Consider the following 19,886-nt stretch of genomic DNA (forward strand, 5'->3'; position numbering starts at 1 on the left):
GTGCCCGACGTGTCGCTCCGCCCCCTGACCGACGACGAGATCACCGCCCTCAGCGCGGAGCAGTTCGACGTCTACGTGGCCGCGCGCGTCTCGGCCGGTGAGCCCGAGTCGGTCGCGCGGGAGATCGCGGGCGCGCAGTTCGCCGAGTTCCCCGCGCCCGGCCACCGGGTGCACGCGATCGTCGACGGCGGGGAGCGGGTCGGGTCGCTGTGGCTCGGGCCCGGTCCGAACCGGCGGGCCGACGTGGAGTGGATCTACCTCGTGGAGGTCGCGCCCGCGTTCCGGGGGCGCGGGTACGGGAAGGCGGCCGTGCGGCTCGCGGAGGAGGACGCGCGGGCGCACGGCGCCGTCGAGCTGACGTTGAACGTGTTCCACGACAACACGACGGCGCGGGCGCTCTACCGGTCGGCCGGGTTCGAGGTCCGGTCGGAGCAGATGGGCAAGCGGCTCTAGTCCGCGCCCCGGTTCTCCTGGCTGGGGCGGTACGCGACCTTGCGGGCGCGCATGACCTCGCCGAGCGGGCGGTGGTCGACGACGGCGTTCCACGGGTCGAAGCGGGCGGCCTCGACCTTGGCCGCGAAGGCCTCGTCCGGCTCCTGCTGGGGGATCACCAGCCGCGCGACCGTGACGTACGGCGAGTCCCACGTGGCCGCGGCGTCCTCGATCGGCGTCCGCTCCTCGTCCAGGAAGAACTGGAGCTGCACCTCGTGCACGAGCGGAGCGGTGGCCAGCCTGCCGTACACGTCGGCGGGCCAGTCCTCGTGGGCCGCGGGGTTCACGTCGGTCGACGCGGCGAGCACGCGGACCCGTGCGGCGTAGGGCCCGCACTTGATCGGGGCGGCGCTGAAGAAGTCCTCCGTGGCGAAGCCGCCGAACGGCTTGCGCACCGCGCCCACGACCTCCTTCAGGCCGCCGACGATCCGCGGCGAGCGCACGACGGCCTTGAGCACGCCGACCGCTCCCCCGCCCGCGCCGGTCGTGATGGCGGTGAACTCCTCGCTGGTCGACGAGCTGAAGTGCTCGTGGTTGATCAGCGCGAAGTCCTGCGACGCGGCCGGGCCGCCGAACACGGACTCCCCCGGCACGCCGAGGACCTTGATCGCGAAGCCGCGGATGTCCGGCTTGCTGTCCGGTGCCACGTCGAAGCCGCCGTTGGACAGCCGCAGCCACACCTCGTAGGTCGCGGCCGAGGCGAAGACGCCCTGCCGAGCCGCGGCGGGCAGGTCGGCCGGGACCTCCAGGGTCGCCCGCAGCGCCACCCGCTGCCTGCGGTGCAGGGCGCGGCCGACGCCGAACTCGGCGGACTTGCGGAGCTGCATGGCGGTGAACGCCTCAGCCTGCTTGACGTGGCGGTGCTCTTCGTCCGGCGCGACGACTTCCCGCCACGCGGTGCTGGGTTCGGTCATCGCCTTAGATGTTGGTGCTGTTGGGGATGAGGGACGGCTGGAGGTACTCGTAGGGCATGGTTCGCCTCCGGTTGCGGGCCTTGATCTCGTCTTCGACGCTCGTCAGGTGGGTCAGGAAGCGCTGGTGCGCGCCGCTCGCGGGGCCGCCGCGGAAGTCGTCCTCGTAGTCGCCCAGCACGGTGTGGTGGACGGACCCGAGGAACGTCATCACGCAGAACTGCTGCACGGCGACGTCCAGCGGCGGCAGGTTCGCCAGCCAGTCGGCCTCGGTGTGGCCCTTGCCCTTCGGCTCGGGCGTGTAGCCGGCGAGCGGGTTCGCGGGCAGGAACGCCATGTGGTCCTTCTGCGCGAAGTTCACCGCCGCGTGCTGCGGGCCCGCGGTCCAGATCACCATGGTGAGGATCTCCACCAGGTCGTGCAGGTCGCCGACCTGCCCCGGCGTCGCGCCGAAGTCGCGGACCTGACCGGCCGTGGCGACCTCCGCGGCCCACGCCTGGAGCTCGTGGTCGGCGCGCACGTCGTTGTCGTCGCGGTAGTAGGCGGACACGAAGTCGGTCACCCACGCCGAGATCGCGTTCCACACCAGCAGGCCGTCGTCGCGGTACGGGAAGTGCGGCAGGTGCTGCTGCCCGTCCGTGCCGCTGCTCGCGAGCTTCGACGGCAGGTAGTTGTCGCGGAACGAGTGGTTCGCGCGGTGCTTCGCCAGCCACGGGTAGGTCGACTTCAGGTCGGACCCGATCAGGTACTCCACGGCCTTGCCCGGCTGGATCAGCAGCTCCACGGCCAGCTTGTTGATCGAGAACGTGCCCTCGAAGTGCCTGCGCAGCAGCACGCACACCGGGTGGTTGGCGGCGAAGTTGCGGACCGCCGCGAGCAGCACCGGCTCGCTCATCAGGTGCGTGAAACCCAGGTGCGTCAACACCTCGTGGTACGTGTTGTGCGCGGCGAGCACGCAGTTCTTGGCCAGGCTCCACGAGTGGCCGTCGGCGGGCGTGTAGACGTCCCGGCCCGCCGGGTCCTGCCCGGTCTGGATCGCGAACGGCCGCAGCGCGCCGCCCCGCCGCGGCACGCAGAACGCGACCATGGGCGAGTACATGTACTTCTGGGCCTGCGGGTGGACGCCGTCGTCCAGCTCCAGCATCGCCTCGTAGTCGACCCAGTAGACGCGGCCCGCCGCGATCGCCGTGTCCAGGTCGTCGGTGGCGAACTCGGGCAGCGCGGTCAGGTGCCCGGACGTGATCGGGAACTTCCCCGGAATCGCGGTCATCCGCTTCAGCCGGGTCGGATCGGGGCCCGCGACGAAGCACTCGGCGAAGTACTCGTCGCTGCGGAACCGTTCCACGATCGACGGCGGCTGGGACAACGCGAATACGTCTCGGAAGTCCTGGAGGCTCTTTTCCCGGACATCGCCGACGATTCCGCCGGGAACGGGCATGAAGTAGTCGACGATGCCCGCCATGTCGTCCGCGCGGATCATCGACGCCAGCTTCAGCGGGGCGAGCGGCTGGAGGTCGTTGACGAAGTTCCACTTCCCGCGGCGCTTGAGCACGCGCAGGTTCATCCGCAGCCTCTCCTGCGCCTCCAACGACTTGACCTGCCAGCGCAGCGCCGGACCGTCGTCCTCGGACGTGCCCGCGGCGACCGGGAAACCCATCTCCAGGTTGTAGCCGTAGGTCGCCCGGACGGCGGCGACCTGTTCGGCGCGCTCCACCCGTTCATCGCGTTGGGAAATCAAGTAGTCGACCACGGGGGAATGATGGCACGACTCCCGATAAACGCCACCCGGAGTCCGTTTCACAGATGCGAAACGGACTCCGGGGTCTCAATAGGGGTTGACAAAAAGGCTACTTCGCCAACTTCTCCGGATCGAACTCCTCGGTCTTGCCGTGGACGAAGTAGTTGACGAGCCAGAGCACCACGCCCGCGCCGAGCAGGTAGAGCGCGATCTTGTAGTCGGCCCACGGCCGACCCGACAGCGGGCTGGCCAGGAACGCGCAGGTGACCGCGCCGAGCACCGGCACGACCGTCGGCGCCCGGAAGTGCTGGTGGTCGGCCTTCTCCTTGCGCAGCACCAGGACCGCGATGTTGACGATCGTGAACACGATCAGCAGCAGCAACGACGTGGTGCCGCCGAGCTGCGCGATGTCCACGAAGGACACCAGGATGACGGCGATGCCGCTGGTGAACACGATCGACGTCCACGGCGTCCGCCGGGCCGGGTGCACGACCCCGAAGAACTTCGGGATGATCTTCTCGTTCGACATGCCGTAGAGCAGCCTGCTCGCCATCAGCATGTTGATCAGCGCCGAGTTGATGACCGCGAACAGCCCGATGAGCGAGAAGAGCCACAGCGGGAAACCGGGCGCGCCCACCGTGACGACCTTCAGCAGCGCCCCGCTGCCCGACTTCGCCAGCTCGTCGGCGGGGATCAGCAGCGACGAGGTGATCGCCACCAGCACGTAGATGGCGGCCGCGACCCCCATGCCCAGCAACATTGCGCGCGGGAAGATCCGCACCGGCTCGCGGCACTCCTCGGCCATGTTGACCGAGTCCTCGAACCCCACCATCGCGAAGAACGCCAGCGCGGTCGCCGACGTGATCGCCAGCAGCGCGCCCTGGCCGGGAGCGGGATCGATCTGGGTGAGGCGGCTCGGGTCGCCGTCGCCCTGCATGACGGCCCAGATCCCGATGCCGATGATGATCAGCAGGCCGGACAGCTCGATGCAGGTGAGGACGACGTTCGCCTTCACCGACTCCGAGACCCCGCGGAAGTTCACCGCCGCGAGCCCGGCGATGAACAGGATCGCCACCAGCGTGGCGGGCACCGCGACGGAGTCGGAGAAGAACTCCCGCAGCACGGCCTGGAGGTAGGTCTTGCCGAACGCGAGCGCCGCCGAGGCCGCCGACGTGATGCCCGAGCTCATCACCGCGAACGCCACCATGAACGTCAGGAACTGGATCCCGAACGCCCGGTTCGTGTACAGCGCAGCCCCCGCGGCCCTCGGGTACTTGCCGACGAGTTCGAGGTAGCTGAACGCCGTCAGGAAGGCGACGACGAACGCGAGCAGGAAAGGCAGCCACAAGGCGCCGCCGATCTTGCCCGCCACGTTTCCGGTGAGTGCGTAGATACCCGTGCCGAGGATGTCCCCGATCACGAAGAACAGCAGCAGTTTCGGACCGATGGCCCTTTTCAGTTCCGGTTGCGCCGGTGCGCTCGTCGCGTCCGCCATACCCGAGGAGTGTGCCGCATCACATGAACAGCCGGTAGTCGGGCGACTCCCGGTTGGGCAAGCCTTAAGGTTGATTCGTCCTTTTCGCCCGCCGGCCGGACGGCTTCCCCGCAGGAGATGCCCTGGTGGCCCCGCTCACGCCGGGTGACCGCCTTCGGACAACCGAACACCGCTGCCGCGATTCGTCGGCGATTCCGGCGCGAAGGGCGATTTCCGCGGAATTCCCGCTCTCGCCCGATCAGGCAGTGGCTGGACCATTGGTCCACGGTTAGGATGAATTGCATGGAAAAACGCGCCGGAACCCCCGCGCACTCCCGCAGAATCGCGCTCGCGCTGCGCCGGTTCCGGCGTGCGTCGGGGCGGAGCGGAGCCGAGGTCGCGGCGGCGCTCGGCGTCTCGGCGAGCAGGGTGAGCCGGTGGGAGACGGCGGCCGCGGGCATCCGCGTGGAGGAGCTGGAGAGGCTGCTCGACCACTACCGCGTGCCCCCGCCGTCGCGCGAGGCGCTGCTCGACGCGGCTCGGCGGGCGGTGGGGCGCGGGGGTCGCGGCGACCGGCCGGAGTGGGTCGACTTCGAGGAGGACGCGGCCGCCCTGCGGAACTACGAGCCGCTGCTGGTCCCCGCCCTGCTCCAGACCGCGGAGTACGCGCGGGCGATCATCCGCGAGACGGGCCCGGAGCTGAGCCACGCCGAGGTGGACGCGGCGACGGCGCGCCGGATGGCGCGGCAGAACACGCTCACCCGCACCAAGCCCGCGCTGCTGGACGTCCTCGTCGACCAGTCCGTGCTGGACCGCCCCTTCGGCGATCCGGGAACCCACCGCCGCCAGCTGCGCCGCCTCGCCGACCTCGCGGAGCTGCCCAACGTGTCGGTCCGGGTCATCCCGACCGCCGCCGGGCTGCACCCCGGCCTGACCGGCCCGTTCGCCATCGTCGACCACGTCGAGGAGACCAGCCTGGTGCTGCTGGAGACGCGGCTCTCCACGGTGGTCCTCGACGACGAGGAGCGGGTCGAGGCCTTCGAGAAGACGTGGACCGCGCTCGGGGACCGCGCTTTCAGCACGGCCAAGACGGAGACCTACCTGCGTGGCAGGAGGTGATCCCCGACGAAGGCAAGGCCGCCCACCTCGTGCTGGACCTCGACGCCGAGTCCGTCGGCGTCCTGGCCGGGGCGCTGCTGTCCGGCGAGGGTTGCGCCGTGCCGGTCCACCACGGCCACGCCCGCCTCCTGCTGTCCGCCCGGTCGGACGCCTACCGCACGCGCCTGCACCTCGGTCCGTCCGACTAGGACGGGGTCGTGGCGGCGGGCTCCTCGTCGGGCGTGAACCGGTAGCGCCACACGGCGGGCAGGGCGAGCACGGCGATGATCGTGAACACCACGACCAGCACGCCACCGCCCGCCACGGCCGCGCCGGGTCCGGCGATCGCTCCGGTGGTGCCGTGCAGCAGGTCCGCGAGCCGGGGCCCGCCCGCCACGACGACGATGAACACGCCCTGCATCCGGCCGCGCATCTCGTCGGTGGCGGCGTTCTGCAGGATCGCGCCGCGGAACACCATGCTGACCATGTCGGCGGCGCCGGCCAGCGCCAGGAACACGACCGCGAGCCACAGCGAGTGCGACAGGCCGAACCCCGCGATCGCCACGCCCCAGGCGACGACGGAGAGGGTGACGCCGGCACCGTGCCGGTCCAGCCTGGTCAGCCAGCCGGACAGCAGCCCGCACGCCATCGCGCCCAGCGGCACGGCGGCGAACAGCCAGCCGAGCGCCAGACCGCCGCCGGGCGGGTCGCCGAACGTCTTCTCCGCCATCTCCGGGAAGAGGGCGCGCGGCATCCCGAACACCATGGCGATGATGTCCAGCAGGAACGACGCCGCCAGCAGCTTCTGCGTGCCGAGGTAGCGGAAGCCCTCCAGCACGTCGCGGATCCCGGCCCGCCGGGACTGGCCGCTGAGCGGCGGCATCGAGGGGAGCCGGAACACCGCGTAGATCGTGATGGTGAGCGCGATGGCGTCGACCAGGTAGAGCGTCGACAGGCCGACCAGCGGCATCAGCGCGCCCGCGAGCATCGGTCCCAGCACCGCGCCGAACGTCATGACGGTGCTGTTCAGGGCCACGGAGGAGGCCATCAGCTCGGCCGGGACCAGCCGGGCGATGACGGCGCTGCGCGCGGGGGCGTTGAGGGCGAAGAACACCTGCTGGAGGCCGAGCAGGGCGATGATCAGCCACACGGACTCGACGTGGAACGCGGCCTGCAACCACAGCAGGACGGACGTCACGGCGATGCCGGCGTTGGTGACGATGAGCAGCTTGCGGCGGTCGACCGCGTCGGCCACGGCCCCGCCGTACAGGCCGAAGATCAGCAGCGGGACCAGCGCGACGGCGGCGGCGATGCCGACCCAGCCGGACGACCCGGTGAGGTCGTACACCTGCTTCGGGACGGCCACGGCGGTGAGCTGGCTGCCGACGGCGGTCACGACCGTCGACAACCACAGCCGTCGGTAGGCGACGATCTTCAGTGGTCTGGTGTCGATGGCGACCTTGCGCAGCAAACCGCTCACGACTCGTTAGCTTAGGACAACTAACGAGTCGTGAGCGGGTGAAGTCGCACAGGTCACGGCGCTACGCGCTGCAACTCCCAGCCGTCGCGGCCGAGGCGGAAGCGGAGCCGGTCGTGCATCCGGTCCCGACGGCCCTGCCAGAACTCGACCTCCTCCGGGCGGATGCGCCAGCCACCCCAGTGCGGGGGTACCGGTACTCGCTCGGAGTCGGCGAACTGGCGCTCGATCTTGTGCAGGGCACTCTCCAAAGTGGAGCGACCCGACACGACCCGCGACTGCGGGGACGCCCACGCGCCCATCTGGGAGCCGCGCGGGCGGCTGTTCCAGTACTCCGCGGTCTCCACCGGACCGACCTTCTCGACCGTGCCGCGCACGTGCGCCTGCCGCTGCATGGCGAACCACGGGAACGTGGCCGAGGCGTAGCGCGTGGCCATCAGGTCGTGGCTCTTGGAGGAGGTGTAGTTCGTGAAGAAGACCAGCCCGCGGACGTCCAGTCCCTTGGCCAGGACCGTGCGGGACGACGGGCGCCCCTCCGTGTCCGCGGTGGCGAGCACCATCGCGTTGGGCTCGGGCAGTCCGGCGCCGGTCGCCTGGTCCAGCCACAGCTGCAACTGCTCGTGCCACGTGGTGGCGAGATCGTCTTCCGTCAGCGAGCCCTGTTCGTACGACACGCGCATGGACGGCAGTGCGATGTTCGTCTCCGACATCGGCGAAACCTCCCTGGGAGAACAGGCACTCGTGGCACCCCGTGGGTGGCGACCGTACGGGTTCCGGGCCCTGTGCGGAACCGCCTGGCTGGTGATCCGTCCCACCTGGATGGTCACTGTGCGTGTGATCAATTCTTCTGAATCGCGAACGTGATCGAGTCAGATGATCAGCCGACACGGGAACGCCATCCAGGGTGAACATCCAGTGCCGCCTCGAGCCACGCCTGAGCCGTCACGGCGTCGCCCGCGAGCGAGGTCGCGAGGCTCCCGCCCCGCGCCAGCGGGACGAGTGACCACCAATCGTGTGAAAACGGTTCGGCCGGATCTTCGCCCCAGCACAGGACTTCCGTCCCCAGGACGCGTCTACCCGCGAGGTGCGCGGCGCTCGCGTCGAGGGACGGGGTGCCGATCCGGAGTGATTGGTCCAGTAGCGGGCCCCCGTCGCGGCGCACTCGCACGGTGCTCGTCAGCGACCCCGGCCGTTCACCCGCCCTTCCGAGCACCAACACCTCGCGGGTGCGCAGCAGCGCGCTCGCGGCCAGCTCGACGATCAGCTCGGCCTCGTGCCGTGCACGCGCTGTGACGACCGTCGGCTCCGGGACGAACTGGACACTGGCCTTCGAGCCGACCTCGATCCGGACGCGAGCGCGGCTCCCCCCTGGGAGGTGTCCGGGCAGCGCCAAAGTCGCCGCGACGCCCCGCAGGACGAGGTGCGCGCCGTCGGCGACGACGACGTCGAGTTCGAGGTCGTCACCGCCGAGCGGAGCGGTCACCGAGCTGACGAGGTGCACCAGCGCGGGCTCGTTCGCGGACCGCACCCGGCTGCGGTGCGGCACGAGCGTGATGGGCGCCATGGACCGCAGGTCGCGGACGACGTTGCGGCCGTCCGCGTCCCGCTCCACGACGAGCCGGGCTTGCGCCTTCACGGGTGTCCTACCTGGACGCCGGGGCCGCGGCCACCGTGCAGTCGTGCAGCTGGGTCCGCACCCAGCCCGCCACGTCCGGCGCGTTCGGCGTCGCCACCAGGGACTGGCTGATCACCGGGAGGTCGCCGCGCATCCGGTGCGCGTCGGACGTCATCACGTCCAGGTCCGCGCCCACGAGCGGGGCGAGGTCGATCTTGTTGATCACCAGCAGGTCGGCCGTGGTGACGCCGGGGCCGCCCTTGCGCGGCACCTTGTCGCCGCCCGCCACGTCGACCACGAAGATCTGCCGGTCGACCAGGCCGCGGCTGAACACGGCGGTGAGGTTGTCGCCGCCGCTCTCGATGATCACCAGCTCCAGGCCGGGGACGCGCTCCTCCAGCAGTTCCACGGCGTCCAGGTTCGCGGTGATGTCGTCGCGGATCGCGGTGTGCGGGCAGCAGCCCGTCTGCACGGCCTCGATCCGGTCCACGGCCAGCACGCCCGCCTTGCGCAGGAAGTCCGCGTCCTCGGTGGTGTAGATGTCGTTCGTCACCACCGCGAGGTTCACGGTGTCGCCCAGCGCCCGGCACAGCGCGGCGGTGAGGGCGGTCTTGCCGCTGCCCACCGGTCCGCCGATGCCGATCCGCACCGCGCGGCCCATCGGCGCGTGGTGGTGGTGCGGGTCGTGGCCCGCGTCGGTGGGGTCGAAGTTGACCGGGTGCTCGTGGTCAGCTGACAAAGAGACGCACCTCTTCTCGGTGGTGCCGGTCGTGGGCCTCGGCCAGGAGGTCGAGGCCCGGCGCGCCGGGCGCGGGGAGGTCCCGCGGGTCGTGGTCGGCGGTCTTCGCCGCGGCGGCGGCGACGTCGCGCATCTCGGGCGCGAGCCGCGCGATCACGGCGTTGACCCCGAAGGGATCGAGGCCCAGCAGGCGGATCGCGGCGCTCGCCGGGCCGCTGACCGCGAGGTAGCAGACCGACAGGGCCGCGTCCTGCGGCTCGCCGCCCGCCAACGCGGTCAGGGCGCCGAGGATGATCGGGTGGTGCGGGCGCGGGGTGTCCTTCAGCAGCCGGTCGAGCGCGGGCGACGGCCACGCCCTTTGCCCCGCCCGCGCGGTGCCCCTCCCCTGCGCCCGTGACGACTTCCGCTGCGCGGGCGAGGGGGTGCGGGCGTCCAGTTCGGCGTCCAGCTCCAGCCACGGCGTCGTCCCGTGCTGCACGGCGTGCGCGGCCGCGGCGGCGAACACGGCGGCCAGCTCGCCCGCCGTGTGCAGCCTGCCGACCAGGAACGAGGCCAGGTCGGCCTCGCCCGTGACGAGCCCGCGCGCCGCGGCCTCCTCCAGGCCGCCGGAGTGCGCGTGTCCGCCGCCGGGGAACCGGGAGTCCGCCAGCAGCAGGCCGGAAACGTCCATCAGAACAGGAAGTAGCGCTGGGCCATGGGCAGGTCGCTCACCGGCTGCGGCTCGACCAGCTCGCCGTCGATGCGCACGGCGAAGCTGTCCGGGTCCACGCGGACCCGCGGCATGGCGTCGTTGAGCAGCATGTCCTCCTTGCCGACCCGGCGGGTGTTCTTCACCGGCAGCATCTTCCGCATCAGGTTCAACCGGCCCGCGAGGTCCGAGTCGATCGCCTCCTGCGACACGAAGTGGAAGCTGCTCGCCGCCGCCGCGCTCGGGTAGGAGCCGAACATCGGCCGCGCCAGGATCGGCTGCGGGGTCGGGATCGACGCGTTCGCGTCGCCCATCGCGGCCCACGCGATGAACCCGCCCTTGAGCACGATCGCGGGCCGCACGCCGAAGAACTTGGGCTCCCACAGCACGAGGTCCGCCAGCTTGCCGACCTCCACGGAGCCGACCTCCTGGTCGATGCCGTGCGCGATGGCCGGGTTGATCGTGTACTTGGCGACGTACCGGCGGGCGCGCAGGTTCGTCTCCAGCTCCCCGCGCCGCCGGTGCATGACGTGCGCGGTCTGCCACGTCCGGATGATCACCTCGCCGACGCGGCCCATGGCCTGCGCGTCCGAGCTGATCATCGAGATGGCGCCCATGTCGTGCAGGACGTCCTCGGCCGCGATCGTGGTCGGCCGGATCCGGCTCTCCGCGAACGCCAAGTCCTCCGGCACGGACGGGTTGAGGTGGTGGCACACCATCAGCATGTCGAGGTGCTCCTCGAGCGTGTTGATCGTGTGCGGCCGGGTCGGGTTCGTCGACGACGGCAGGACGTTCGGCTCGGACACCACCTGGATGATGTCCGGCGCGTGGCCGCCGCCCGCGCCCTCGGAGTGGTAGGCGTTGATCGACCTGCCGCCGATGGCGTCCAAAGTGGACTCGACGAAACCGGCCTCGTTCAACGTGTCCGTGTGGATCGCGACCTGGACGCCGGACTCGTCGGCGATGCGCAGCGCGGCGTCGATCGCGGCGGGCGTGGTGCCCCAGTCCTCGTGCAGCTTGAACCCGCCCGCGCCGCCGACGAGCTGCTCGCGCAGCGCGTCGTCGCGGACGGTGTTCCCCTTGCCCAGCAACAGGACGTTGACCGGCATGCCGTCCATCGCGGTCAGCATCCGGCCGAGGTTCCACGCGCCCGGCGTGACGGTCGTGGCCTTCGTGCCGTCCGCGGGCCCGGTGCCGCCGCCGACCAGCGTCGTGAGGCCGGACGCCAAGGCCTGGTCCACGATCTGCGGGCAGATGAAGTGCACGTGGCAGTCGATGCCGCCCGCGGTGAGGATCTTGCCGTTGCCCGCGATGATCTCGGTCGACGGACCGATCACCAGCGCGGGGTCGACGCCGTCCATGATGTCCGGGTTCCCGGCCTTGCCGATGCCGACGATCCGGCCGTCCCGCACGCCGACGTCCGCCTTGACGACACCCCAGTGGTCCAGGATCACCGCGCCGGTGATCACCAGGTCCGGCGCGCCCTCGGCGCGGGTCGCCATGCCCTGACCCATCGACTCGCGGATCACCTTGCCGCCGCCGAAGATCACCTCGTCGCCCGCTCCCGCGCCGCGGCTGCGGTCCTCGGTCACCTCGATCAGCAAGTCGGTGTCCGCCAAGCGGATCCGGTCGCCGGTCGTCGGCCCGAACAGCTCGGCGTACCGCGCGCGGTCGATGTTCGTCACAGCTCTCCCGCCCACTCGGGTCGCAGCCCCGGCACCACGCGGCGGCCGGTGATGGGCACCAGCACGACCTCGCGCTCGATGCCCGGTTCGAAGCGCACGGCCGTGCCAGCGGGCACGTCGAGCCGCTGCCCCCACGCCGCCTTCCGGTCGAACTCCAGACCGGGGTTGACCGCCGCGAAGTGGTAGTGCGACCCGACCTGCACCGGCCGGTCCGCCTTGTTCACCACGACGAGCGTCGTCCGCGGCCTGCCGGGGTTCAGCTCCACCGGCTCGGCGCCGGGGACGATCTCTCCTGGACGCACCGCTCCCCCTCAGCTGATCGGGTCGTGCACGGTCACGAGCTTGGTGCCGTCCGGGAAGGTCGCCTCCACCTGGACGGACTCGATCATCTCCGGGATGCCGTCCTGCACCTGGGCGCGGCTGAGCACCGTGCGCCCGCTGTGCATCAGCTCGCTGACGGTCAGCCCGTCCCGCGCGCCTTCGAGCACGTGGGCGGTGATCAGCGCGACCGACTCCGGGTAGTTCAGCAGCACCCCGCGTTCGAGCCGCCGACGTGCCACGTCGGCCGCCACGTGGACGAGGAGCTTGTCCCGCTCGTGGGGCGTGAGATGCATGGGTCATGGTGTATCACCTGACCCGTTCGGAGTGCGCCCCCGAAACAGGCCGTTAACCAACCCGAACGGGCGACCTGGTCTGAATCGTTGACTGGATCGTGACCCACGACACCGCCCGGCGCGATTGCCTCGCCCCGGATCCGGGAGCAGTGTTGCCGCACCGTGCTTTTGAAGGAGGCGTGCACAAGGTGGTGCAGGAAGACTCTGACGGATTCCGTCCGGGGCTCGAGGGCGTCGTCGCCTTCCGGACCGAGATCGCCGAACCGGACCGCGACGGCGGCGCTCTGCGCTACCGCGGGGTCGACATCGAGGACCTGGTCGGCCGGGTCACCTTCGGCAACGTGTGGGCGCTGCTGGTCGACGGCCGCTTCGGCCCCGGCCTGCCGCCCGCCGAGTCGTTCCCCATCCCCGTGCACACCGGCGACGTGCGCGTCGACGTGCAGGCGGCGCTGGCGATGGTCGCGCCGATCTGGGGCTACCAGCCGCTGCTGGACATCTCCGAGGAGGTGGCTCGCGAGCAGCTCGCCCGCGCCTCCGTGATGGCCCTGTCCTACGCGGCCCAGTCGGCGCGCGGCATCGGCAGGCCCGCCGTGCCGCAGGCGCGGATCGACGAGTGCACGACCGTGACCGAGCGGTTCCTGACGCGCTGGCGCGGCGACCCCGACCCGGCCCACGTGCGGGCGCTGGACGCGTACTGGGTGTCGGCCGCCGAACACGGCCTGAACGCCTCCACCTTCACGGCCCGCGTGATCGCCTCGACCGGCGCGGACGTGGCGGCGGCGATGTCCGGCGCCATCGGCGCGATGTCCGGCCCGCTCCACGGCGGCGCCCCCGCACGGGTGCTGCCGATGATCGACGAGGTCGAGAAGACCGGCGACCCGAAAGCCGTGGTGTCCGCGATCCTCGACCGCGGCGAACGGCTCATGGGCTTCGGCCACCGCGTCTACCGGGCGGAAGACCCCCGCGCCCGCGTCCTCCGCCGCACCTGCCAGGAACTCGGCGCGGAGCGCTACGAGGTCGCCGCGGCCCTGGAACAGGCCGCCTTGGCGGAGCTGCGCGAACGCCGCAAGGACCGCGCGATCGAGACCAACGTCGAGTTCTGGGCCGCGGTGATCCTCGACTTCGCCCAGGTACCCCCGCACATGATGCCCGCGATGTTCACCTGCGCCCGCACAGCGGGCTGGGCGGCCCACATCCTGGAGCAGAAGCGCACCGGCCGCCTCGTCCGCCCGTCCGCGAAGTACATCGGCCCCGCACCGCGCGGCCCCGAGGACGTCGAGGGCTGGGACACGATCGCCTGACGGTGTGGGGGCGGGGTTCCTCGCCCCCACCCGCCGTCACTTCGACGGCTTGCCCGCCTCGTCGTCGGCCGGCTGCGGTTCGAAGACGAACGGCCACCTGTCGCGGTCCATCGGGTTCCACGGGGGTTTCGGGACTTCGAGGTTCGCGGTGTCGACGCGCATCTCCGGCAGGGGTTGGGCGAGGGCCTGTTCGTGGCGTTCCAGCCAGCGCAGCACGTCTCCCTTGCGCACGACCTCCGCGACCTTCTCGCGGAACACGGGCCGGTGGGCCGGGTCGACCAGCGCTTTCGCGCACGTGTCGACGAGGTCCGGGTTGCCCGTCATCAGCACGCCCAGCGGCATCGCCGCCCTGGTGATCACCTGCCCGTCGCGGACCACGAGGTCGCAGTAGCGCAGGTCGTGGGCGGCCTGGCGGGAGCGGGTGGCGAAGCTGTCGAAGAAGTCGTGCGGCTCGACCTCCACGTCCTCCACCACGTACGTGCCCCCTTCCGCGGTCCCGACCGACGGCAACGTGAGCGTGGTCCCCTCGGTCCCCTCGACGACCACGAGCGTGACCCGCAACGGCTTCGGCAGCGGCGGCGGTTCCTCGGCGCGGAAGGGCGTGGGCGGAGGCTCGGCAGGCACGACGACGGGGGCCTGCTCGACCGGGCGCGACCGGCTCCACCGCAGGAGCGCGAAGCCCGCGGCTCCCGCCAGAGCGCTGACGACGAAGAGGACGTATGCCACGGCCAGCCCCCTGACCTGTTGAAACTTCCATCGTCCCGGACGAAGTCGTGCTCGGGTGGGCTAATTTCGCCCGCCCAGCTGACTGCGCGTCACGGTCCTTGTCCACCGATCGGTGGACGCCCGCGGTCCGTCGTCAGGTCGTCCCTGGTCAGGGCGGTAATCGCCACGATTGCCCCATGAGCGCAATCAGGGTCAGGGGCCTGCGGAAGGCGTACGGCGGGGTGGCCGCGGTGGACGGGGTGGACCTCGACATCGCCGCGGGTGAGGTGTTCGCGTTGTTGGGGCCCAACGGGGCGGGGAAGAGCACGTCGGTGGAGATCCTCGAAGGGCACCGGAAGCGGGACGGGGGTGAGGTCCACGTGCTGGGGCAGGATCCCGGCAAGCCGTCCGGGGACTGGCGGGCGCGGATCGGGATCGTGTTGCAGTCGGCCACCGACGCGGCCGAGTTGACGGTGCGGGAGGTCGTGTCGCACTTCTCCGTCTACTACCCGAACCCGCGGCCGGTCGACGAGGTGATCGACCTGGTGGGGCTCACCGACAAGGCCGGGGCGCGGGCGGGGAGGCTGTCCGGCGGGCAGCGGCGGCGGTTGGACGTGGCGCTGGGGATCGTGGGGCGGCCCGAGCTGCTGTTCCTGGACGAGCCGACGACGGGGTTCGACCCGGAGGCGCGGCGGCAGTTCTGGAGCCTGATCACGCTGCTGGCGAGCGAGGGCACGACGATCCTGCTGACCACGCACTACCTGGACGAGGCCGAGGCGCTGGCGGGCCGGGTGGCGGTGATCGCCCGAGGGCGGATCGTGGCGGAGGGGACGCCGAAGACCCTGGGCGGCCGGGCCACGGCCGAGGCCACCGTGCGGTGGCGGGGAGCGGACGGGCCGCAGACGCGGCAGACGGCGGACCCGCAGAAGCTCATCGTGGAACTCAGCAGGCACGAGGACCTGGCCGAGCTGACCGTGTCCCGGCCCACCCTCGAGGACGTCTACCTGGACCTGATCGGAGAACGGGCATGAGCACCCTCACCATCGGAGCGGCCCGCGGCAGGCTGGAGCTGCGGGAGTTCTTCCGCCGCAAGGAAGCGGTCGTGTTCACGTTCGCGCTGCCCGCGTTCATCCTGCTGCTGCTCGGCAGCGTGTTCTCCGGCGACGTGCCGCACCTCGGCGTGTCGATGAGCCAGCTCCTCACCGGCAGCATGGTCGGGGCGGGCATCCTGTCCACGTCGTTCATCACGCTCGGCGTCGGCGTCGCCACCGATCGCGAGGACGGCACGCTCAAGCGCCTGCGCGGCACGCCGATGCCCGCCGCCGCCTACTTCCTGGGCAAGTTGGCGCTGGTCGCGGTCGCCAGCCTGGCGGAGGTCGTGCTGCTGCTCGCCGTCGGCATCGGGCTCTACGACGTGAAGCTGCCGACCGACGCGGCGCACTGGCTCACGTTCGCGTGGGTGTTCACGCTCGGCGTCGTCTCCTGCTCGCTGCTCGGCATCGCGGCCAGCGGACTGGCGAAGTCGTCGCGCAGCGCCCCGGCCGTGATGAACCTGCCCTTCATCGGGCTCCAGTTCATCTCCGGGGTGTTCATCAGCCCGATCACGGTCCTGCCCGCGGCGATGGTGGGGGTGGCGTCGTTCTTCCCGCTCAAGTGGATCGCGCAGGGCATGCGGTCGGTGTTCCTGCCGGACCAGGCCGCCGCGCTGGAGATGGCGGGCACGTGGGAGCACGGCACGACGGCACTGGTGCTCGGGGCGTGGTGCGTGGTCGGCTTGGGCCTGTGCCTGGCGACCTTCCGGTGGACCCACAAGTGAGCGACCCCTGGCGGCGGATGTCCGCGGCGGCCTACCTGGTCGCCGCGGTCATGGTGCTGATCGGCGGCTCGCCGCCGGGGAACCGGCTGGGCGCGGCCGGGCTGGTGCTCGCCTGCGCCGCCTGGGAGTTCTCGTTCGGGCCGAGCGTCACGGCGTGGCGGCACGAGCACCGGCCGGGCCGGGCGGCCGCCTACCTGTCGGTGCTGGTGGCGCTGTTCCTCGCCGCGCTGTGGCTGGCACCGGCGGGGGCGTTCCTGCTGTTCGCGGTCATCCCGCAGATCTACATGGCGCTGCCGCTGCGCTGGGCGCTCGCCCCGGTCGCGGTGGTCTCGTTCCTGCCGTGGCTCGGGTTGTTCGGCCACGAGGGCGGGCTGCTGGACGTCCTGCCGATCGTGCTGCTGATCATCCTGCTGTCGCAGGTGTTCGCCTGGGTGATCACCACGATCCACGAGAAGAACACCCAGCAGGCCCTTCTGGTGCGGCAGTTGCAGCGCACGCAGGAGTTGAACGCGAGGCTGTCGCACGAGGCGGGCGTGGCGGCCGAGCGGGAACGGCTGTCCGGCGAGATCCACGACACGCTCGCGCAGGGGTTCACCAGCATCGTCACGCTCGTGCAGGCCGCGCAGGGCAACCCGGCGGGCGCGCCGAAGCTGCTGGACCTGGCGTTGGCGACGGCGCGGGAGAACCTGGTCGAGGCGCGGACCCTGGTGGCGGCGCTGGCCCCTGCGGCGCTGAGCGGGTCGACGCTGGTGGAGGCGATCGGCAGGCAGGCCGACCGGTTGGGCGACGAGTCGGGTCTGGTGGTGCGGCACCGGGTGACCGGCGAGCCCGCCGCGTTGCCGACGTCGGTCGAGGTGGTGCTGCTGCGGGCGGCGCAGGAGGCGTTCCACAACGTGCGCAAGCACGCGGGGGCGGACGCGGTGGAGGTCGAGTTGGCGTTCGAGGAGGAGACCGTGCGGCTGTCCGTGGGCGACGACGGGCGCGGGCTCGGCGGGAGCCCGGAGGGGTTCGGGCTGCGGGGGATGCGGGCGCGCGTCGAGCAGGTCGGCGGCACGCTGGACGTGGCGAGCGAGCAGGGCACGACGCTCACCGTGCGGGTGCCGCGGTGATCCGGGTGCTGCTGGTGGACGACCACCCGGTCGTGCGGCAAGGCCTGCACGCGATGCTCGACGCCGAGGCCGACCTGACCGTGGTCGGCGAGGTGTCCTCCGGCGCGGAGGCGGTCGAGTTCGTCGCGAACGACCCGCCGGACGTCGTGCTGATGGACCTGCGGATGCCCGGAATGGACGGCGCGACCGCCACGGCGAAGATCGTCGCTTCGGGTTCCCGGAGCCGCGTGGTGGTCCTGACCACGTACGAAACGGACACCGACATCCTGCGGGCGGTCGAGGCGGGGGCCGCGGGCTACCTGCTCAAGGACGCGCCGCTGGCGGAACTGGTCGCCGCGATCCGCGGTGCCGCGCGCGGGGAGACGGTGCTCGCGCCGTCCGTCGTGGGCAAGCTCGTCGGCCGGGTCCGCACCCCCGCGCGACCAGCGCTGTCGGCCCGCGAGATCGAGGTGTTGCGGCTGGTCGGACGCGGTTTGTCCAACGCCGAGATCGGCCGCGAGCTGTTCATCGGCGAGGCCACGGTGAAGACCCACCTGCTGAGGGCGTTCGGCAAGCTCGGCGTGTCCGACCGGACCGCCGCCGTGACGACCGCCATGCGGCTCGGCGTCCTCGGATGAGTGACCAGGGACACCCGGACGTCACGTCCCGGCCACCCGGCTGCAACACTTGTGGCCCCGGCAACGGCGCCGGTCAGGCAGTCCCCTGAACCCGCCCCCGGAGGCGTCGACATGACCCAGACCGCCGATCCGACCACGTTGATCGTGCCCGCCGACCTGAAGCCGTCCGACGGCCGGTTCGGCTGCGGCCCGTCCAAGGTGCGTCCCGAGGCCCTCCAGGCCTTGGTGACCGAAGGCGCCGCGCTGCTCGGCACCTCCCACCGCCAGAAGCCGGTGAAGTCGCTGGTCGGCCAGGTCCGGTCCGGCCTGCGCGAGCTGTTCTCGCTGCCCGAGGGCTACGAGGTCGTGCTCGGCAACGGCGGCACCACGGCGTTCTGGGACGCGGCGGCGTTCGGCCTGGTCCGCGAGAAGGCGCAGCACTTCACGAACGGCGAGTTCTCCTCGAAGTTCGCGAAGGTCACCAACGAGGCCCCGTTCATCGGCCCGTCGCACATCACCAAGGCCGAGCCGGGCTCCGCGCCGGAGATCTTCTACGAAGAGGGCTCCGACCTCGTCGGCTGGGCGCAGAACGAGACCTCGACCGGTGTCGTCACGCCCGTCAAGCGCCCCGAGGGTTCCGACGGCGCGCTGATCGCGATCGACGCGACCTCCGCCGCGGGCGGCCTCGCCGTCGACGTGTCCGAGACGGACGTCTACTACTTCGCGCCGCAGAAGAACTTCGCCTCCGACGGCGGCCTGTGGATCGCCCTGATGAGCCCCGCCGCGCTGGAGCGGATCGGCGAGATCGCCGCGACCGGCCGCTGGGTGCCGGAGTTCCTGTCGCTGCCGACGGCGCTGGACAACTCCACCAAGGAGCAGACCTACAACACGCCGTCGTTGACGACGCTGTTCCTGCTGGCGAACCAGATCGACTGGATCAACGGCAACGGCGGCCTCTCCTGGGCGGCCGAGCGCACCGCGGACTCCGCGCAGCGCCTGTACTCCTGGGCCGAGAAGACCGCGTACACGACCCCGTACGTGGAGAACCCCGACCACCGCTCGAACGTGGTCGGCACGATCAACTTCACCGACGAGGTCGACGCAGCCGTCGTGGCGAAGGTGCTGCGCGCCAACGGCATCGTCGACGTCGAGCCGTACCGCAAGCTCGGCAAGAACCAGCTCCGCGTAGCGATGTTCTCGGCCATCGAGCCCGACGACGTCACCACGCTCACGAAGGCCGTCGACTGGGTCGTCTCCCAGCTCGGCTGATCCACGGACGAGAAGAGGGGGCCTCCCGCGCCGGAGACCCCCTCTTCTCCTTTTGCGCCAACAATTCCCACCACTTCGAACACCGATCCCCGAAAACTGTCGTACCCCTTCGGTAGCGTTCGTTTCGGGGGGCCTTCACGTCCGGGGGACCTCTGCTCGGCGTCGCCCGGAGCACCGGAACCGGCAAGGAATTCGGTGGCCCCGACCTCCCGCGCCCACCACGCTGGCACCGTGGAACACCGGATTTCGGACCTCGCGGGATCGGCGGCCATCACCCAAGACCTGCTCGGCCGCCTCCCGTCGTGGTTCGACATCCCCGAGGCCAACGCCGACTAAACCGACTCAGCCATCGCCTTCCGGGTCTCATCGCCGAGGTCGACGGAAAGCCCGTCGGCGTCCTCCTGCACCACAGACACTTCCCCGAGTCGGCCGAGATCCACCTCTTCCGTCCCCTCAGCCCACCCGAAACTGTCGTACCCCTTCGGTAGCGTTCGTTTCGGGGGGCCTTCACGTCAGGAGGACCCCTGGTCGGCGTGAGGCGAAGCCGGAAAAGCAGGCG

At 71.2% G+C, this 19,886-nt stretch carries 21 protein-coding genes; 9 read left to right on the forward strand and 12 right to left on the reverse strand.

From position 1 onward, the window contains the following. The gene (locus ACFWW9_RS08375; protein ID WP_390373257.1) at positions 1–453 is read left to right on the forward strand and encodes a GNAT family N-acetyltransferase; all 453 of its coding nucleotides are present in this window, start codon (positions 1–3) and stop codon (positions 451–453) included. On the opposite strand, the gene ACFWW9_RS08380 is transcribed toward ACFWW9_RS08375, so the two are convergent. The 3 genes from ACFWW9_RS08380 to ACFWW9_RS08390 all read right to left on the reverse strand — a co-directional run bounded on the left by ACFWW9_RS08380 (position 450) and on the right by ACFWW9_RS08390 (position 4,636). After that, positions 450–1,406 carry a hypothetical protein gene (locus ACFWW9_RS08380; protein WP_390373261.1) on the reverse strand — a complete coding sequence of 319 codons (957 nt, stop codon included), beginning with the start codon at positions 1,404–1,406 and terminating at the stop codon, positions 450–452. The genes ACFWW9_RS08375 and ACFWW9_RS08380 overlap by 4 nt on opposite strands. Positions 1,407–1,410: 4 nt before the next feature. Further along, positions 1,411–3,153, reverse strand: a complete 1,743-nt coding sequence (locus ACFWW9_RS08385) for a lipoxygenase family protein (RefSeq protein WP_390373264.1) — start codon at positions 3,151–3,153, stop codon at positions 1,411–1,413. A 97-nt stretch (positions 3,154–3,250) separates the two neighbouring features. Continuing rightward, positions 3,251–4,636, reverse strand: coding sequence for an APC family permease (locus tag ACFWW9_RS08390; protein WP_390373267.1), 1,386 nt, complete (start codon positions 4,634–4,636; stop codon positions 3,251–3,253). Between the two features lie 282 nt (positions 4,637–4,918). Between ACFWW9_RS08390 and ACFWW9_RS08395 the strand changes: the two genes are divergently transcribed. Together ACFWW9_RS08395 and ACFWW9_RS08400 are read left to right on the forward strand one after the other, a co-directional pair. Then, positions 4,919–5,734 (forward strand): helix-turn-helix domain-containing protein, encoded by an 816-nt coding sequence (locus ACFWW9_RS08395; protein ID WP_390373270.1) that lies wholly within the window; start codon positions 4,919–4,921, stop codon positions 5,732–5,734. Next, positions 5,731–5,922, forward strand: a complete 192-nt coding sequence (locus ACFWW9_RS08400) for a hypothetical protein (protein WP_390373272.1) — start codon at positions 5,731–5,733, stop codon at positions 5,920–5,922. The genes ACFWW9_RS08395 and ACFWW9_RS08400 overlap by 4 nt, the downstream gene beginning before the upstream one ends. Here the strand turns inward: ACFWW9_RS08400 and ACFWW9_RS08405 are convergent. The 8 genes from ACFWW9_RS08405 to ACFWW9_RS08440 all read right to left on the reverse strand — a co-directional run bounded on the left by ACFWW9_RS08405 (position 5,919) and on the right by ACFWW9_RS08440 (position 12,531). Further along, complete coding sequence (locus ACFWW9_RS08405; protein WP_390373275.1) at positions 5,919–7,193, reverse strand: MFS transporter; 1,275 nt, start codon at positions 7,191–7,193, stop codon at positions 5,919–5,921. The genes ACFWW9_RS08400 and ACFWW9_RS08405 overlap by 4 nt on opposite strands. A 53-nt stretch (positions 7,194–7,246) precedes the next feature. Next, a complete protein-coding gene (gene pdxH / locus ACFWW9_RS08410) occupies positions 7,247–7,900 on the reverse strand; it encodes a pyridoxamine 5'-phosphate oxidase (protein WP_390373278.1) in 654 nt (217 codons plus the stop codon). Between the two features lie 167 nt (positions 7,901–8,067). Next, positions 8,068–8,826, reverse strand: a complete 759-nt coding sequence (locus ACFWW9_RS08415) for an urease accessory protein UreD (RefSeq protein ID WP_390373280.1) — start codon at positions 8,824–8,826, stop codon at positions 8,068–8,070. A 7-nt stretch (positions 8,827–8,833) separates the two neighbouring features. Next, positions 8,834–9,544 (reverse strand): urease accessory protein UreG, encoded by a 711-nt coding sequence (ureG, locus tag ACFWW9_RS08420; protein WP_390373283.1) that lies wholly within the window; start codon positions 9,542–9,544, stop codon positions 8,834–8,836. Further along, positions 9,534–10,214, reverse strand: coding sequence for an urease accessory protein UreF (locus ACFWW9_RS08425; RefSeq protein WP_390373285.1), 681 nt, complete (start codon positions 10,212–10,214; stop codon positions 9,534–9,536). Before ACFWW9_RS08425 ends, ureG begins: the two co-directional genes overlap by 11 nt. After that, entirely contained in the window at positions 10,214–11,917 is a 1,704-nt protein-coding gene (locus ACFWW9_RS08430) for an urease subunit alpha (RefSeq protein ID WP_390373288.1), read from the reverse strand. Before ACFWW9_RS08430 ends, ACFWW9_RS08425 begins: the two co-directional genes overlap by 1 nt. After that, positions 11,914–12,219, reverse strand: coding sequence for an urease subunit beta (locus tag ACFWW9_RS08435; protein WP_390373291.1), 306 nt, complete (start codon positions 12,217–12,219; stop codon positions 11,914–11,916). Before ACFWW9_RS08435 ends, ACFWW9_RS08430 begins: the two co-directional genes overlap by 4 nt. A gap of 9 nt (positions 12,220–12,228) precedes the next feature. After that, entirely contained in the window at positions 12,229–12,531 is a 303-nt protein-coding gene (locus ACFWW9_RS08440) for an urease subunit gamma (RefSeq protein ID WP_390373293.1), read from the reverse strand. A gap of 188 nt (positions 12,532–12,719) precedes the next feature. Between ACFWW9_RS08440 and ACFWW9_RS08445 the strand changes: the two genes are divergently transcribed. Next, a complete protein-coding gene (locus ACFWW9_RS08445) occupies positions 12,720–13,832 on the forward strand; it encodes a citrate synthase 2 (protein ID WP_390373296.1) in 1,113 nt (370 codons plus the stop codon). A 36-nt stretch (positions 13,833–13,868) separates the two neighbouring features. Here the strand turns inward: ACFWW9_RS08445 and ACFWW9_RS08450 are convergent, their stop codons facing one another. Then, the gene (locus ACFWW9_RS08450) at positions 13,869–14,558 is read right to left on the reverse strand and encodes a hypothetical protein (protein ID WP_390373298.1); all 690 of its coding nucleotides are present in this window, start codon (positions 14,556–14,558) and stop codon (positions 13,869–13,871) included. Between the two features lie 176 nt (positions 14,559–14,734). Between ACFWW9_RS08450 and ACFWW9_RS08455 the strand changes: the two genes are divergently transcribed. The 5 genes from ACFWW9_RS08455 to serC all read left to right on the forward strand — a co-directional run bounded on the left by ACFWW9_RS08455 (position 14,735) and on the right by serC (position 19,327). Continuing rightward, positions 14,735–15,568, forward strand: coding sequence for an ABC transporter ATP-binding protein (locus ACFWW9_RS08455; RefSeq protein WP_390373300.1), 834 nt, complete (start codon positions 14,735–14,737; stop codon positions 15,566–15,568). Continuing rightward, on the forward strand, positions 15,565–16,353 hold the full coding sequence (locus ACFWW9_RS08460) for an ABC transporter permease (protein ID WP_390373303.1): 789 nt from the start codon (positions 15,565–15,567) through the stop codon (positions 16,351–16,353). The genes ACFWW9_RS08455 and ACFWW9_RS08460 overlap by 4 nt, the downstream gene beginning before the upstream one ends. Then, on the forward strand, positions 16,350–17,462 hold the full coding sequence (locus ACFWW9_RS08465; RefSeq protein WP_390373306.1) for a sensor histidine kinase: 1,113 nt from the start codon (positions 16,350–16,352) through the stop codon (positions 17,460–17,462). Before ACFWW9_RS08460 ends, ACFWW9_RS08465 begins: the two co-directional genes overlap by 4 nt. Next, a complete protein-coding gene (locus tag ACFWW9_RS08470) occupies positions 17,459–18,079 on the forward strand; it encodes a response regulator (RefSeq protein ID WP_390373309.1) in 621 nt (206 codons plus the stop codon). The genes ACFWW9_RS08465 and ACFWW9_RS08470 overlap by 4 nt, the downstream gene beginning before the upstream one ends. Positions 18,080–18,190: 111 nt before the next feature. Then, positions 18,191–19,327, forward strand: coding sequence for a phosphoserine transaminase (serC, locus tag ACFWW9_RS08475; RefSeq protein WP_390373311.1), 1,137 nt, complete (start codon positions 18,191–18,193; stop codon positions 19,325–19,327). Positions 19,328–19,886: the final 559 nt, after the last annotated feature.

It is taken from the genome of Umezawaea sp. NPDC059074 (assembly GCF_042738955.1).
Lineage (GTDB): Bacteria > Actinomycetota > Actinomycetes > Mycobacteriales > Pseudonocardiaceae > Umezawaea.

Bases quoted from the DNA above. Each gene is read 5' to 3' on its own strand.
- ACFWW9_RS08390 (WP_390373267.1), bottom strand. From the start codon at position 4,636: ATGGCGGACGCGACGAGCGCACCGGCGCAACCGGAACTGAAAAGGGCC.
- serC (WP_390373311.1), top strand. From the start codon at position 18,191: ATGACCCAGACCGCCGATCCGACCACGTTGATCGTGCCCGCCGACCTG.
- pdxH (WP_390373278.1), bottom strand. From the start codon at position 7,900: ATGTCGGAGACGAACATCGCACTGCCGTCCATGCGCGTGTCGTACGAA.
- ACFWW9_RS08425 (WP_390373285.1), bottom strand. From the start codon at position 10,214: ATGGACGTTTCCGGCCTGCTGCTGGCGGACTCCCGGTTCCCCGGCGGC.
- ACFWW9_RS08395 (WP_390373270.1), top strand. From the start codon at position 4,919: ATGGAAAAACGCGCCGGAACCCCCGCGCACTCCCGCAGAATCGCGCTC.
- ACFWW9_RS08380 (WP_390373261.1), bottom strand. From the start codon at position 1,406: ATGACCGAACCCAGCACCGCGTGGCGGGAAGTCGTCGCGCCGGACGAA.
- ACFWW9_RS08440 (WP_390373293.1), bottom strand. From the start codon at position 12,531: ATGCATCTCACGCCCCACGAGCGGGACAAGCTCCTCGTCCACGTGGCG.
- ACFWW9_RS08460 (WP_390373303.1), top strand. From the start codon at position 15,565: ATGAGCACCCTCACCATCGGAGCGGCCCGCGGCAGGCTGGAGCTGCGG.
- ACFWW9_RS08455 (WP_390373300.1), top strand. From the start codon at position 14,735: ATGAGCGCAATCAGGGTCAGGGGCCTGCGGAAGGCGTACGGCGGGGTG.